General features: G+C 71.4%; 6 protein-coding genes. 4 read left to right on the top strand and 2 right to left on the bottom strand.

Translation table 11 applies throughout. From position 1 onward, the window contains the following. The first annotated feature begins 17 nt into the window (after nt 1-17). Genes KY661_RS25075 through KY661_RS25060 form a run of 4 tightly spaced genes read left to right on the top strand, consistent with a single transcriptional unit; the run spans nt 18 to nt 9172 of the window. Nucleotides 18-635, top strand: a complete 618-nt coding sequence (locus KY661_RS25075) for a DUF1175 family protein (RefSeq protein WP_225412621.1) — start codon at nt 18-20, stop codon at nt 633-635. Then, the gene (locus tag KY661_RS25070; protein WP_225412620.1) at nt 632-2239 is read left to right on the top strand and encodes a hypothetical protein; all 1608 of its coding nucleotides are present in this window, start codon (nt 632-634) and stop codon (nt 2237-2239) included. Before KY661_RS25075 ends, KY661_RS25070 begins: the two co-directional genes overlap by 4 nt. Next, on the top strand, nt 2236-6948 hold the full coding sequence (locus KY661_RS25065; protein ID WP_225412619.1) for an alpha-2-macroglobulin family protein: 4713 nt from the start codon (nt 2236-2238) through the stop codon (nt 6946-6948). The genes KY661_RS25070 and KY661_RS25065 overlap by 4 nt, the downstream gene beginning before the upstream one ends. 4 nt (nt 6949-6952) lie before the next feature. Continuing rightward, the gene (locus KY661_RS25060) at nt 6953-9172 is read left to right on the top strand and encodes a SpoIID/LytB domain-containing protein (RefSeq protein WP_225412618.1); all 2220 of its coding nucleotides are present in this window, start codon (nt 6953-6955) and stop codon (nt 9170-9172) included. A gap of 7 nt (nt 9173-9179) precedes the next feature. Here the strand turns inward: KY661_RS25060 and KY661_RS25055 are convergent, their stop codons facing one another. Together KY661_RS25055 and KY661_RS37605 are read right to left on the bottom strand one after the other, a co-directional pair. Beyond that, a complete protein-coding gene (locus tag KY661_RS25055; protein ID WP_398577233.1) occupies nt 9180-11981 on the bottom strand; it encodes a hypothetical protein in 2802 nt (933 codons plus the stop codon). Between the two features lie 257 nt (nt 11982-12238). Then, the gene (locus KY661_RS37605; protein ID WP_450097579.1) at nt 12239-16003 is read right to left on the bottom strand and encodes a DUF7402 domain-containing protein; all 3765 of its coding nucleotides are present in this window, start codon (nt 16001-16003) and stop codon (nt 12239-12241) included. Between the last annotated feature and the right edge of the window lie 207 nt (nt 16004-16210).

The raw sequence follows: 16210 nt of genomic DNA, 5'->3' as shown, positions 1-16210 counted from the left end.
TCTTTCGCATCCGCTCCATGCCCCTTCTGTCCCTCATGCTCGTGCTCGCGGGTGCCGTGCCGCAGCCCGCGGCCGCCCCCGGGGCGCCCGCCGGGGCCCACCCGCGCGAGGCCCGGGATGTGCTCCTGCGCCGGGAGCTGGCCCAGGTGGCGCTCGCGCAGCTCCAGACGATGGACCCGGCCTGGCACCCGGCGCAGCGCGACTGCGCGGGCCTGGTGCGCTTTGCCTACCGCGCCGCGCACCGGCGCTTCTTCCCCGAGCGCCTGGCGCGGCCCCTGTGGGCCGATGGCCGGGGCGCCCCCTCGGAGTTCGCGGACGCGGAGACGCTGCTGACGCGCAGCTTCGTGTCCCTGGGCCGGAATGAGGCGGCGCTCGAGGCGGTGCGCACGGGCGACGTGCTCGCCTTCCGCCAGGAACAGGACGCGGGCCCCGTCTTCCACCTCATGCTGGTGGTGCGCCCGGAGGACAAGGCGCACGCGCCCGCGCGCGTCGTCTATCACCCGGGCGAGCAGGGCGCCGCGGTGCGCACCGGTGTGCTGCGCACGCTCGCCACCGAGGCGCCCATCGAGTGGCGCCCCGTGCCCCAGAACACCGCCTTCCTCGGCTTCTTCCGCTTCAAGGAGTGGATGCCATGACTGCTGTCTCTCCCCCGCCTCCCGGCGCGCCCCCGCCGCCGCCGAAGCCGGGAATGCTCAAGTGGGTGCTCATCGGCGTGGGCACCATCGTGGTGACGGCGCTGGTGGTGGGTGCCTTCATCCTCGGCCGCCGGGGCGCGGACTCCGGCAAGGAGACGCCGGTGGCCGGGCCCTCCAAGCCCTCGGGCCCCCCCAGCGCTGGGGCCACGGTGGAGGGCATGCCCGAGCCGCCCGCGCCCACGCCCCTGGAGGACATCCCGCAGCAGGGCCTGCCCGCGGTCTGGGTGGACGTGTACGCGCCGGCGCGGGTGCGCCAGGCGCTCGTGGGCAACGCCTGGCTCCAGGAGCAGATGAAGAAGCCGCTGGGCCAGGGCTTCGCCAGCTCCTGGGCCGCCTTCTTCGGCACCTCGGGCGAGGACCTGAAGGCCTCCTTCAAGGAGGGCGTGTTCGACGTGGTGGCGGGCCGGCTGCTGGATGTGCCCTTCCGCATGCAGTGGTTCGTGGGGCCGGAGGACGCCACGGCCCCCGCCTTCATCGTGCCCAAGGCCCCGGCCGGGGCCACGGCGGCCTTCGAGGCCATGGAGCAGGTGGCGCGCCGCGGCGGCTACACCGCGAAGGAGTGCCCGTCCGGCGCCGAGCCCTCCGTCTCCATGCCCGAGGGGGGCTTCGTGATTTCGCGCTGGCTCGTGGCCGAGCAGTCCCTGTACGCGGGCCGCGTGGGGGACCGGCTGGTGCTGGCGCGCCAGCCCGCCATGGTGCTGCGCGGCCTGTGCGCGGCGGGGCTGGAGCTGGAGGCGCCCGAGGGCGTGGACGTGGAGCTGGGCTTCCAGCACGAACACCTGGGGCGCGAGCTGGCGCTGCTCTCGCACGTGCTGGGCATGAAGGAGGAGACGCGGCTGGGCTTCGCCGCCGAGGGCGCGCGGCTGGTGGCCCGGGGCATCGCCGGCAAGCTCGCCGACGAGGTGCGCCTGGACACGGCGCCACTGTCCGAGGAGCTGCTGAAGCTCGTGCCGGCGGAGACGCCAGTGCTGCTGGCGCTCCAGCTCAAGCTGCCCGACACGCTGGATGCCGCGCGCATCCAGGCGTACTGGCGGGGAGACGATGAGGGCAAGGTGCTCACGCGCCAGGTGGCGCTGGTGTGGACCCCGCGGGGGGACGCGGCGCTGGAGCACGAGTTCGCCCTGCTCTGGGGCCGGCCGGACGACGCGCCCGCGCTGGAGCGCATCTTCAACGGCGGCAACAAGCTGTTCCACTCCACGCTGTGCGGCCACCGCGTGCTGTCCTCCTCGCTGGAGGTGCTCCAGCGGGTGCAGAACGCGTGTGAGGGCCAGAGCCCCAACCTGCTGAATGCTGCGGGGCCGGTGGTGGCGGGCCTTCGGGCGCCGGGCTCGGTGACGCTCGGGGTGAACACGGGGCAGCTGCTCGGGCAGCTCGCGGTGGATGGGTACTGGTCGGAGCAGCGGCTGGGCCGCAAGGCGCCGGTGCCGAAGTCGGCGCCGCCGGAGATTGAGGCCGCGCGGAGAGATCTCGAGACGCTGCCGTTCGTGGGATTGCGTGGCACGGTGAAGGGCGATTCGTTGGTTCCAGGAGGGTTCGGTTCATGAAGAGCTCCATGCGTTGGGGGCTGCTGGCGGCCATGGCGGTGGCAGGGGTGGCGGCGGCCAAGCCGCTCTACATCACCGTGCCGCGCGCCTACGGCCCGCAGGAGCCGGTGGCGGTGGACGTGGCGTTCTCCAGCAAGGGCCCGGTGGAGCTGCGGGTGCTCAAGCCGGACAACCTGGAGGCCTTCATCCGCGCGCAGGGCGACCTGCGCCGGGCGTACCAGGCCCCGCCGGTGCTGAAGAACCCGGGGCGCGCCCTGAGCCGCGGCCTCAACGCCGTGCGGCTGCCGAGCACCTACCTGCTCTACTCCTTCAGCTCCGAGTTCCGGGACACCGTCGCCCCGGCGCTGCCACAGCGCGACGCGGATGACGCCGCGCCCTCGGTCAACCAGATGGTGGAGGGCCCGGACAAGCTCGTGGGCGTGCCGGCCGGCTTCACCGTGGCGCGCAGCCAGTGGCTCAACCTGGACCTGGGCGGCACGGGCTCGGACTTCAGCGTGCCGGGCTTCTCCGCGTGGTCCGGCGGCGGCTTCCAGGAGCGCCGCGTCATGCTCGCGCCGCTGCCCGCGGGCACCTACATCCTCCAGCTCGTCCAGGGGAAGGTGGAGGGCCAGGTGGTGCTCGTCGTCACGGACCTGACGGTGCAGCTCAAGCAGACCGATGGACAGGTGTTGGTGCGCGTGGCGGGCCGGGACCAGAAGCCGCGCGCGGGGGCGCAGGTGCAGCTCTACCTGCCCTCGGGCCCGGGCGTCTCGGGCAAGACGGACGAGCGGGGCGAGGTGACGCTCGCGGCCAGCGAGCCGCGGCTGCTCGCCACCGCCACGGTGGGCGGGGACACGGCGCTGGTGGACACGGACTTCTACTCGGCGCTCGCGGTGGCCCCCGACGTCTTCATCTACAGCGACCGGCCCATCTACAAGCCGGGGGACACGGTGAAGTTCCGCGGGCTCGTGCGCCAGCCGGACACGTTCCTCGCGCGGCTGCTCACCCCGAAGAAGAAGGAGGTGGCGGTGAAGCTCGTCTCGGCCGAGGGCCGCGAGGTGGCCACGCGCACGGCGGTGGACGAGTTCGGCAGCTTCTACGGCCAGGTGCAGGTGCCGGATGACCTGGGCACGGGCGTGTTGCGGGTGACGGCCTCGGTGGAGGAGCACACGCACCAGGGCGAGGCGCGCGTGCAGGACTACGTGAAGCCGACGTTCTACCTGGAGGTGACGCCGGAGCAGGAGAACATCGTCCCGGGCACGGCGCTGAAGGCCACGGTGAAGGCCCGGCGGTACGCGGGCGGGGTGCCCGCCGGCGCGCGCTATGAGGTGTTCCTCTACCGCACCCTGGTGGACGCGCCCGCGTGGGTGGATGACGCGGGCAAGGGCGGTGGGGGCAGCGCGGTGACGTACGGCACCGCCTCCAGCACCGAGGGCAAGCTGAGCGTGCCCGAGCGCCTGTTCTCCTCCGTGGCCCAGCGCGAGCCGGGCGAGGACCCCTGGGCGAGCGCCGCCGAGTTCGACGCGGAGGGCGAGGCCACCCTGGAGATTCCGGTGCCCGCGCTGGCGGCGGGCGAGGAGCGGCTGCCCTACAAGTACTCGCTCACGGTGCGGGCGCGGGACGACCAGGCGACGTTCGCCAACGCCACGGTGCCCTTCTTCCTCTCCGAGGTGGAGGTGCTGGGCGTGGCGAGCTTCTCCTCCAAGCTGGAGAAGAAGGCGGCGGAGGCGCAGCTGTCCATCCGCGCCACCACGCTGTCGGGCAAGCCCTACGGGGCCACCTCGGGCGAGGTGGAGTTCGTGCTGCGCAAGGCGGACGGCAGCGAGAAGAGCCTAGGCAAGCGCGCCTTCACCACGGGGACGGATGGCGTGCACCGGGAGAAGGTCCCCACGGCGGACGTGGGCACGGTGCTGGCGCGGGTGACGGTGCAGGACAAGCGCGGAAAGACCTGGTCGGGCGAGGAGTCCCTGCTCGTCATCGGAGGCAGCGACGAGCCGGTGACGAAGGTGGCGACCCTGACGCTGGCCTCGCTGTCTGGTGCCCTGTCGCCGGGCGACTCGGCGCAGCTCGTGGGCCTGCTGCCGGACGGGTGGGGCCCGGGTGGCCGCAACGAGGGCTCCGTGTGGATTACGTACACGGGGGCGGGGCTGTACGGCACGCAGCTCGTGAACCAGAAGGGGCTCACGCTGCAGCACGCCTTCCCGGTGGAGAAGCGCTTCGGCAGCGCGGTGTACGTCTCGGTGGCGTACCCGTCGGACGCGGGCCGCTGGGAGGAGCGCACGGTGGCCTACCGCATCGTCCCGGCGGAGCGGACGCTCACGGTGAAGCTGGAGCCCCGGCGCGCCGAGGCGGCCCCGCTCACCGAGCAGGTCATCGACGTGCGCGTCACGGACCACGAGGGCAAGGGCCTGGCCACGCAGCTCTCGGTGGGCGTGGTGGACAAGGCGGTGTACGCCATCCAGAACGAGTTCCGCCCCAAGGTGCTGGACTTCTTCTACCCGCCGGCGCGCAACAACGTGACGAACTTCTACTCCGCGGAGTTCCAGGGCTACGGCTACGGCGAGGCGCTGGCGCGGAAGATGGCGGGGCTGCCGGACCACGCCTTTGCCTCCATCAAGCCGCCGAGCCGCAAGGCGAAGGACCAGGAGCGCGACACGGCCTTCTGGAAGCCCAACGTGGTGACGGACCGGGAGGGGCGCGCCACGGTGCGCTTCCGGCTGCCCTCCAACCAGACGCTGTGGGTGGTGACGGCGGTGGCGGCGGACACCTCGGGCCGCTTCGGCGAGGGCACCGCGGAGTTCGCCACCCGCGGCGGGCTGAACCTGTACGCGGCGCTGCCGCAGTTCCTGCGCGCAGGCGACGAGGCGCTCGCCTCGGTGCGCCTGTCCTCGGGCCAGGAGGCGCAAGGGCCCCAGTCGCTGAAGGTGCGGCTGGCCTCCGGCGGGGTGCTCCAGGCGGACGCGCAGGAGCAGCAGGTGGAGCTGGAGAAGGGCGGCGAGCAGGTGATTCCCCTGCCGCTCAAGGCGGGCAACGCGGGCACGGCCGAGCTGGCGGTGGACGTGACGGGGGGCAAGGAGCCCCTGAGGGACCGGCGTGTGCTGACGGTGCGGCCCGCGGTGCTGGAGGAGCCGGTGAAGGTGTCCGCGTGGGCCGGTGGCGCGCTGTCGCTGCCCGCGGCGGGCTCGGCGAAGCTGGCGAACGTGGAGCTGGTGCTCCAGCCCTCGGTGGTGGACGCGGCGCTCAGCAACGTGCGCGAGCTGCTCACCTACCCGTATGGCTGCCTGGAGCAGCTCGTCTCGACGACGGTGCCCAACGTGGCCCTGTACCAGACGCTCCAGAAGGCGAACGCGCTGGAGAAGCTGGACACGGAGAGCCAGGCGCTGCTGGCCGAGGCGCGCAGCCGCTCGGTGCAGGGCACCGCGCGCATCCTCGCGCTGGCGGTGAAGGGCGGCGGCTTCACCTGGTTCGCGGGCTACAGCGAGCCGAACCTGCCCATGACGCTCATTGGCCTGGACGGCCTGGCCTACGCGGTGGAGGCGGGGCTGGTGGATGGCAATGACACGCGGCTGACGGAGGCGGCGCGCTGGCTGGAGGCGCAGGAGAACCTGCCCTTCGAGTACGACGCGACGCGCGCCTACGTGCTGGCGCGGCTGTACGGCCCCCGGCAGGCGGCGCGGGTGCGCGCGCTGGTGGAGCGGGCGACGGCGGGAGACCTGTACCCGCTGGCGCTCGCGGTGCTGGCGGCGGAGAAGGCGGAGGTGATGAAGGAGCCCGCGCTCAAGGCCCGCATCGACACGCTGGTGTCGGCGAGCAACGAGGGCTTCGTGCGGCTGGCGAACCTGAACCCGGCCGCCGATGCCGGGCAGGAGGCGTTCTTCCGCTACCCGCTGCGCCGGGTGGGCCTCTCGGCGCTCTTGGCCCACGCGGCCTCCTTCGGGCCACTGGACGTGGACAAGGCGCGCCGGCGGCTGCTGGAGCACCTGAGCCAGCCGGACCTCTCCACCTTCGACCGGAGCACGGCGCTCCTGCATTCGCTGTGGCTCATCGAGCGCGATGCGAAGACCTTCAAGAAGCTCACGCCCCCGGAGGTGAAGGGGACGCAGAAGGCGGTGAGCTTCGTGCCCCGGGGCATGGGGCTGGTGGCCACGCTGGAGCCGGGCACGCGCTCGGTCGAGGTGGGCGCGTTCGAAGGGGTGGCCACGCTGCGCGCCACCTCCCAGACGCCGCTGCCGGACGTGCAGGCGCTCCAGGAGGGCATGAGCATCGAGCGCCGGTACTGGGTGCTGCGCCCCGAGGGCAAGGTGCCGCTGGCCGCCGGGGAGCAGGTGGCCCAGGGCGAGGACGTGTTCGTGGAGCTGCTCATCGACGCGCGCGGGGACAACAAGGCCCGCTCGGCCTACTACGTGGTGGAGGACGCGGTGCCGGCCGGCTTCGTCCCGCTCATCGAGGACAAGGAGTTCCGCGGGGCGCCGCACTCGCTGGTCCTGGCGCCCGAGGCGCTCAAGCGGCGGGTGCTGACGCCGGAGCGGGCGACGTTCTTCTTCGAGGAGCCGGCGTGGTGGAGCGACAACCCGCGCACGGTGGGCTACGTGATGCGGGCCCAGTTCGCGGGCTCCTTCACCGCGCCGCCGGCCACCATCGAGGACATGTACGTCACGAGCATTCGCGGACGCACGAAGGCGGATGTGCTGGCGGTGAAGCCCTCGCAGCAGGCGCGCGGGGACTGGTAGCACCATGGGGTGGGCCGCCGTCACGGTTGCCCTGTTGGCGGCCACCCCGCGTTTTCTCACCCAGGGGGACGTGACGCCCGAGGACGCGCTGCGTGCCGAGGCGGAAGCCGCCTGGAAGGCGCTGGAGGCGCGGTACGTGGCCGAGGCGGGGGGCCGCCCCTCGCGGGAGCCACCGCCCCTCCGTCTCCAGCGCGGCGTGGCCCTGCCGCCGGAGCGCAACGCCCAGGGCACCCCGGGCCTCGTGGAGCTGCGGCAGAACACGCCGGGCGTACTGGACACGCGCCTGCGCGAGGCGCTGCGGCACGAATTGGCGCACCAGCTCCTGTGGTGGGCGTGCCCTGCGGCCTCCGACGACCGGTTCTTTCACGAGGCCTTCGCGGTGTGGACGAGCGGCGAGCTGGCCGAGTGGCGCGAGGGGCCCTACCAATCTCTGACCCGGGCCGCCTCGGAGCTGGCGCGCGCGCCCCGGGTGGACACGCCTGCGGCGCGCAGGGCCTTGGCGCGCCTGCTCGGAGAGAGCCAGGGCTTTCCCCGGGCGCTCTCCGTCCGGTTGCGCCAGTGCCAGGACGGGGCGCGCTGGGCCCTGCCCCTGTCCATCGACGAGCTGGCGGGCGTGGAGGTGAAGGCCGCGGAGCCGGCCACGGTGGTGGTGAGCCGGCACTCCGGCGAGGTGCTCCTCTCGGAGGGAGATGTCCGGCGCGCGCTTCCCTACGGCTCCACGCTCAAACCCTTCCTGCTGGCCGGGAGCGCCGGGCCGCCCCCGCTGCTGCCGCCACGTCCCGGCGTGCAGGAGTGGGCGTGCGGCAACGGCCTGCCCGCCAAGGTCGATGGGCGCACGGCGCTGCTGCGCTCCTGCAACGGCTACTTCCTGGACTGGGCGGCGAAGGGGGGCGCGGCGGTGGACTTCGGGCCCTGGGGCGAGGTGCTCCAGGCGGTGGGGCTCACGGGCACCCCCGCGGACATGGCGGATGCCATCGGCTTGCGCTCGACGCTGGCGCTGTCGCCGTGGGGGCTGGCCCAGTCCTACCGGCTGCTCGCCGAGGCCCGGCCCGAGCTGATCGACACCCTGAAGGACAACGCGGCGCGCGGGACGCTCTCGGAGCTGCCCGCGTCGGCGGCCTACGCGGGCATCGCCACGAAGACGGGCACCGTGAGGGACGCGGCCAGCCGACCCCAGTACGGCTGGATTGTCGCGGTGGACGCGGACGCCGTGGCGGTGGTGATGCGGCCGGGCAAGATGCCCCGGAGCTTCGCGGACGAGGTGCCGAAGGTGCTCGCCCGGGCGCGGCGGAAGAGCGGCCTGGAGGCGGCCCAGGTGCAGGTGCTGGGGCTGGTGCCGGTACACGAGGTGGAGGCCGGGTGCCCGGGCGCGGGGTTCTCGGTGGACGCGGGCGTTCCCCACGCCCTCCCGCCGGGATTCTCGCGGCTGGACGGCCGGGTGGCGCGAGGGCCCGCGGTGTGCCTGGGCAGCCCCTGGCGCGTGCGGGCGCCGGGTTTACCCTCCGAGGGCCGCGACTACGCGGGCATCTTCACCGGCGCCCCGCCGCCGCCCTACCGTCCGCCCCCGGGCGTGCCCGTCACCGAGCGGGAGCGCCGGGCCCGCAGGGGCTCGGACTTCATCTTCCGCACCACGCGGCTCCAGTACACGGCGGGCGTGGTGGCGGCGGAGGATGCGTCCCTCCAGGGCGAGCCCCGGGTGGCGCTCGCGCGGGTGGCGGCGCACAACGAGCGGCACGCGCAGAGTCGGCATGGGGGCCGGCCCCTCTGCGATACCACGCACTGCCAGGCGTTTCTCGGCACGGTGCGGATCAAACCCGAGGAGGAGAAGGCCCTGGGCCTGCCCGCGCTGCGCTGGAAGCAGTGGCTGCCCTTCTCACAGGGCGGACAGGAGCCGTGGACGGAGCGCCGGGCCCGCGTGCGGGTGGAGGCCCTCCTCGGCCCCCGGCTGGCCTCGCTGCGCTTCAAGGACGGGCGGGTGCTCTTCATCCAGTCCACCCAGGAGGCCGGAGAGACCTTCGACACGGCCGAGTCGAGACCGTGCGAGGTGCTCCGCTCGGCGCTGAAGCTTCCGTCCTGCCCTCACACGGCCTCGTTCGACGGCGCGGAGATTGTCTTCGAGGGCAAGGGGCGAGGCCACGGCGAGGGGCTGGACGTGGAGGAGGCCAAGGCGAGCCCCCTCCGCAGCGGCGAGCTCCTGGAGCGTGCGTACCGCACACTGCCCTGAGCCGGTCTCAGGGGCAGCTGAGCGGGTTGGCGGGGTTGCTGCCCGCGGCCCGCTCGTCCCCGTCGAGGTGCCCGTCGAGATCCCGGTCGATGCCGATGCGCTGGCCCGAGCCCAGAGGCACGCAGGTATAGGTCAGCGCCCCGGAGCCTGTGTAGACGAGCTGCCGGAGCACCGTGTCGGCGACGAGGAGGTGGGACTGCTTGTCGCGCTTGAACAGGCCTCCGCCCACGTACAGGTAGCCCACGTCGGCCTGGGAGATGCGCCCCTTGGCCACCAGGTCGCACTCGCCCGCGTTGGCCCGCGCGATGAGCAGGTCCACGCGGGGCCCCGCCACGAGCGCTTGCGAGGCCGTGAGCGTCACCTGCTGGCCGACGATGGGGGCCAGGTTGCTGTCGAAGGCCAGCAGGAACTCGCCCATGTCCAGCTTGGCCTGGTGGCCCGCGGGCGTGTTGGGGATGCCCACCGAGTTGAAGGTGGGGTGGAAGTCGAAGCCGCTGTTGAAGCGCAGCATGGTGTCGAGCGAGCCATCGCTGTTGAAGCCGAAGCCGCGCACCTGGTCGCCCAGGAACGGATCCGGGGGCAGGAAGCCGAAGGGGTAGTTGACCCCGAACATGCCGATCTTCTGGTACAGGTTCCGCAGGTGGGGCGTCTTGGGGAAGATGGCCGTGCCGACGAACGCCGAGCGGCCGTCCGTGCCGAAGAAGCCCTTGAAGGGCCCCGCGCTGGGGTTGGCGTTGGGGTCCATGCGGTGGCAGGACTCGCACGAGCCGTGGAAGAAGCTCGTGGTGTTGACGAAGAAGTCCTTGCCCGCCTGCTGCCGCGCCGTGAGGGAGTTGTCCAGGTTCCGCACGGGGTTGGGCGGGTAGACGATCTGCAGGATGAAGGCGGAGAACTGCTGCATCTCCGCGGCGGAGAGCTGGGCGTTGCGGCCGAGCAGGTCCATGAAGGCCGGGTTGAACTTCGCGAACGCCGCGGCCTCGTTGTAGGCGCCGCTGTCCGGCTGGGCGCTCGTGGCGTCATTGCCGCCCGTGCGGTCCCCGCGCCAGTGCATAGGGCCGTGGTTGGCCATGCCGCGCAGGCTCTGGGTGGCCAGGGGGCCCTTCACCGGGTGGAAGTTGGGGTCCTGGCCGAAGGTGGGGTCCGGCCCGAACTCGAGGGGCGCCGTGGCGATGGGGTTCAGGTTGTACGTGTAGGCGGCATCCGGGTTGCCCAGGTTCCAGTCCAGGCTGTCGAAGTCGCCGAAGATGTGACAGCTCGCGCAGGACGAGTCCCCGTGGCTGGAGCTCTTGCGCGCGTCATAGAGGTACGGCCGGCCGGCCACCACGCTGGGCGGCTCGGGGTTGTACATCGGCAGGTGGGAGATCTCCTGCTGGGTGGCGGTGTTGATGACAGAGATGGCGTTGTCGAAGCGCGTCAGCACGTACATGCGCCCGCGCGCCTCATCCAGCACGAGGCCCGTGGGGCCGCCGCCGCTCACCGGAATCTGGTTCGCCGTGCTGGGCACGAAGGTGTCGGCCTCGAGCGCGGCGGTGGAGTAGACGCCAATTTTCGAGGAGCCGAAGGCGGCCACGTACAGGGTGGCGCCGTCGGAGGTGACGGCCATGCCGAGCGGCTGCGCGAGGCTCTTGTCGTTCTCCGCGTTGGGCAGGGCGGCACAGCACGCGCCGTAGTGGATGTGCTTGTTGAGGTGCCGGGGCGCGACGCCCGAGGTGCCCAGCACGCTGATGCGGCTCTCGTGCAGGTGCCCGCGCAGGCTGGTGCCGGCGAGCGTTCCGGGGCCCTCGAAGCGCAAGTCGTTCCGGGCCTCGGTGTTGCTCACGTACACCTTTCCGTTCACCGGGTTGACGGCCATGTTGAACAGGATGGTGCCCACGCCCGAGTAGAAGCCCGCCGTCCCCGCGAGCTGCGCGGGCGGGTTGGCGGTGGCGTCGATGACGAACACGTCCTTGTCCGGCAGGGAGAACTTCACGTCGTTCGTCCAGGAGCGGCCCAGGGAGTCGAGCCAGTCCAGGCCGTTGAACTTGACCAGGATGCCGGTCTCCGGCGCGGCAATGCCCTGGAAGTTGACGTTGGGGCCCGGCACGCCGCCGGCCGCCTCGCCCCCGTTGGGCACCAGCGTCTCGTGAATGATGGTGGTGCGGTTGCCCGAGTGGAACGCGGCGGCATAGACGCGCGAGCCATCGGGCGTGACGGCCAGGGCGCGCGGCGTGTCGCTGAACAGGGTGATGATGGAGAGCGGGGTTGCCCCCAGCGAGGTGCCCAGGGCGTTGGCATTGAAGACCCAGACGTCCGCCCGGCCGATGCCCGGCGTGGTGAACTGCGGATCAAACGGGACGTTCTGGCCCCGGTGGGCCGTGGTGATGAAGGCGCGGCCCTTGCCGGGCCCGGCGAAGACGATGTCGCGCGGCTCGTCGCCCACGAGCAGCGTCCGCACCACCGCGCCCCCCAGCCCCCCGGAGGCCACCTCCACCACGCTCACGCTGTCGGACAGGTGGTTGACGACCCAGACCTCGGTGTCACTGCGCGCCGCGACGGCGACGGGCTCCAGCCCCACGGGAATGGAGCTCACGTGGATGAGGCCCGCGTTGGCCATCTTGAAGACTTCGAGCCGGTTGTCCGGGGTGTTGACGGCGAAGAGGTAGGTGCCGCTCGGCGAGAGGGCGAGGGGCCGGACCTGGCCGCTCTCGAAGAGGGTGAACGGTGCCGCGTCCGCGCGGCGGGCTGCTTCTCCCGCCAGGCTCACGAGCAAACACATGACAAAGGCAATACACGACACATCACGGCAAGACGCCGCGCTCCTGGCTTTCATACGGCCTCCACGCCCGGGCACGGCCCCCCCCTTCACGGCCACAGCGAAGAAAAAAGAAATGTGAGAGGGCTGTAGATATACTGCGCTACTGTAACGTGTTTTGTAAAGGGCCGCGTTTGATCCGAGAGCACGCTGGGCCGCCAGCCCACGCTTCAAGTGGAATCCGTCTCACGGCTGGGCCGGTTGGATCCCATGTGAGCCTTTGAGGGCCGCGGTGAAACCGGTTGTATCAACCGTTTTAATCCGCAAGCCGCACGTTATCGTGAAAACGTGAACTGGCCCCCGCTCCGGCTCAGGCTGTCCGGGGGAACCTCCGTGGCGTAGCGGATCATCCGGCCCCAATAGACATCCTCGGCATAGACATAGTGGGTGTGGGTGCCAGGCTCTTTCCGGGCCGTCAGGGATGAGGCGTGGTCCATCCACCCGGCGCCCCAGCGGCTGGAGGCCCCGGGCCGCATCGTCGCGATGAGCAGCCCGTCCTCGTCATACATGTGGACCCAATGCTGGTCGTCGCGCGAGTGGCCCGTGTACCAGTACTCGCCATCCGCGGCGAGGGTGAAGGCTTTCCACTCGTCGGGGAGGTTGACGCGCACCTTCTCCGAGCCATCCGCGTGGTGAAGCGTGACGACGTGGCCACTCCCGAAGCCCGCGGTGCCCCGGGCCGCGTCACTCTGGGCCGTCGAGCCGAGCGTCAGGAACCGCGGGCTGCCAGGAATCGAGCGGATCACCGCCGCGCGGTAATTCGTGGGCGAGGGGTCCGGCGGCAGCACGGTGTACCGGGCCTCGAAGCGATAGATGGGGTTGTGGTTCGCGTCGAAGCCCTGGAGCGGGATGACCACCGCGCCTTCGGCGGGTGACGTCTGCGACAGCCAGAGGTCCCCCGTCTCGCTGACCCAGACGTGCATGTCTCCGGCAATGCACGTCTCCGGGAAAGACACCTCGGAGGAGGGGTCCACCCGTCCGTCCGCGGAGGAGTCGATCCACTGAAAGCACCGGTTGCCGGGGAGCGTGTTGTCATCAGCGCCGGTCCAGCCGAAGCCCAGGCTCGCGGCCCGGCGCATCCCGGTGTCCCCCGGTTCGAGCAGGTAGACCGTCACGCCTCCGCGGAACCCATCGGCGGTATAGAAAAGGAAGTCGCGGTAGAGGGGCGGGCCCTGGTGGGGATTCACCCGGAGCCGGCGCCGCTTGGAGACCTCATCGACGAAGGCGTTGTCGCCGGGCGTCCAGTTGTGTGTGTATTGCCAGGCCCCGGTGGTGGGGTCGACGGTGTACTGGCGTGGCCCACTGAGCACGGTGTGGGGCAGGGCCCCGGTCTCATCGACGAACGGGGCGGAGATGAACTCACTGCTCATGGAGCGCCGGAGGCGTCCATCGGCGTAGAACCATTGCAAGCGGTGGTTGCCGGTGTCCGCGACGGCGTAGCGGCCCTCGGCGTCCGCGGCGATTCCCGCCCGGTGGCCCAGCCGGAAATGATCCGCTTGCAGGGGGCCCGGCAGTGCCTGCTGGCCATGGGTGGCGAGCAGCCCGCCCTGGGCGGTGCCATACACCCGCACGCTTCCGGTGCCGTGCTCGGTCAGGAACAGCTGCGTCCCGCCCACCCCCAGGGCCACGGCATACGGATCCGCCAGGCCGGAGAGGCTGCCCACGGGGATGCCCCAGGAGGACGTGGGGGGCAGGGCGGTGCGGTACTTGGTGACGCGGTTGCCCTCCTGGGCCACCCACACGAAGCCGTGGCCATCGGCCGCGATGCCGAGGGGCCGGTTCACGGCGAACGCGCCCTGGAGCGTGCCCGAGCCCTTCGCGTAACACTCGACCCGGTTCTGGCGGTAGTTGCTCACCCAGAGGCACGTGGTGTCCACGGCCAGGCCATTCACGCCCACGAACCACCGGCTCTGGTCCGCCGTGGCCCGGCGCTGGCCCACGGGCTTGGGGTTGGCGGCGGGGGGATTGATGAGCAAGGCGCCGCCGGCCGTGCCGGGGAAGGGCTCGGGGGTGCCATCCCCGGCGCGGTGACGGTTCACCACGTTGGCCATGAGGCCATCCTGCTCCTTCCACTGGGCCACATAGACAAACTCGCCATCGGCGGCCACGGCGAGGCTGAGCTTGGCGGGCAAGGCCCAGTCCGGCGTGCCATTGGGCTTGTAGCGGCGCAGCTCCGTGGCGGACTCTTCCCAGGAGCTGGCCGTGTAAAGGTAGCCATCCGGGTCATACGCCAGGGCGGCGGCCTGGTGCGGCGCATGGGCCAGTCCATGAGAGGGATTGCCCGTGTTTCCCACGCTGCCATCGTCCCGGGAGGACACCCGGCTGACGACGGCCTTCCATTGATACGGCCCCTCGGGCAGCGCCTGGCCAAAGTCATCCTGGCCGTTCCAGTAGAGCGGGCGGTCCGGGCCCTTGGCCACGGGCTCGCGGCTCTTGAGCGTCCGGACGAGCCGGCCACGGGCGTCGTAGATGGCGGCGCTGAGGTAGCCGTCGTAGGGAACCTCGAGGCTTCCGGCCTGCACGGCGCCCTCGGGGGGCGCCTCCGGGGGAAGGGGCCGGGAGGTGACGGGCAAACCATACAGCTCCAGGCGGGACAACACCCTCACGTGGTGGGGCGCCGCCGTCCGGGGCAGCGTGACGCGGACATATTTCGCATCCCCATGGCCCCCGTCCGTGGACCACGTGAGCACCGGCGCATGGCCCGGGGGTGCATCGCCGTCGAAGACCGTGTGGTAGTGGCGGTCATCCACAGACAGCTCGACCTTGAGCGCCACCGGGGCGGCGGGCGCGCGGCCAAACCCGAGGATCATCTTCTCCAGGGCATAGGTGTCATCGAGCTGGACGCGGAACGCCGCGCCCTCGTGGGCCAGGTCGAGCTGCTGGTTGCTGTCACGCCGGTCATCGGGGCCCGTGGCCACCGGCTCCTCGGACAGGAGGTTGCTCGCCTTTCGGGAGGCGTGGTACCAGCCCCAGCCTCGCAGGGGCTCGAGCTTCGCCCTGCCGGAGCCTCGCCCGTTCACCGGATAGTGCCGGGTCACCTGCTTCGGATCGGTCGAGTAGACCGACAGCCCGTCCACCCGGATGGGCTGGACGGCCGAGGGGGCGCTGAACACCTGCACGCGCACGAAGCGCCCGGGGATCGCCGGGAACTGGGCCGTCACGATGGGCTTCGTGTTGCCCCGCACGTCGGCGGCCAGCGTGTTGTTCTCGGGGGTGGGCTCGTTGCCGACCCAGATTTTGTAGCCCGTGGCGCTCAGGCTGGCCTCGCCAAAGCGCAGGCGCACCTTGTGAATGTGTTGCACGTTGCCGGGGCCCAGGTCGAGCTGGAGCCACGAGGCGCTGGGAAAGTCATGGTAGTTGTTCGCGTCCTCGCCGAACTTCGTGGCGAGCTGGCTCACGCCCACGTTGGATGGCGTGCTGGAAGTCAGCCGGACGCCGGGCCAGAAGACCAGGTTGACGGACTCGCTGCGCGCATAGCTCCGGGTGACGGGCTGGAGCTCCCCGGCGGCGAGCTCCGACAGGCCATTGAGGTTGCCCGTGCCCCCCGTGGCCTCGAACTTCATCCACGTCACCGTCTTGGGCGCGAACGTGATGGCCTTGAGGGCCCCATCCGGGGGGATGCCCGTCACCTCCACCACCGTGTTGTCGCTGAAGCTCAAGCGGCCCGTGTTCACGTTGGGCCAGGCATTCACCCGGTCATACAGGTCGACGGCATGAAGGGTCCGGGGGGTGTCCCACTCCAGTTTGATCCACGGGTTCAGCTCCCACGCGGACACCCACTCATTCCCGGGCCCGAAGCGCCCATCGGCCGCCCGGCAGCCGTCATGGGTGACACCCTGCTCGTCGGTATACGCCGAGGAAGTGGTAAGATGCGCCTCGGGCGCGATGTTGCTCCCCCCCGGGAATACCGGGGGGCAGGGAGTGGGGTCTGTGAGACCCGCCTGGGCGGGGGTTCCCAACGCCCAAAAGGCCCAGAGGAGAACATTCCTCCAAAGCGCGTCGGGAGGCCGGGTCCTGGGGCGAACGGGCGCATCGGTCACGCCTTGAAATCTTTGGGGAACGTGACAGGAGTGCTACCGGAGCGGCGGTCCTGAGGAATATTCCTTCCAGGACGGAGAGGACTGCCCGCGGGGATGCACAGGGGGGCGGGCGCTTGATGCCAGAGCGAGGGAGGGACATGTGATACCTAGCTCCCTGGCAGTCACCCGGTGCGGTCATTATTTTAAGAGGGCCACAACCCTCATACA

The sequence above is a fragment of the Allostigmatella hybrida genome, from assembly GCF_020103775.1.
In the GTDB taxonomy this organism is placed as follows: domain Bacteria; phylum Myxococcota; class Myxococcia; order Myxococcales; family Myxococcaceae; genus Hyalangium; species Hyalangium aurantiaca.
This window is presented reverse-complemented; position numbering and strand designations above follow the sequence as displayed.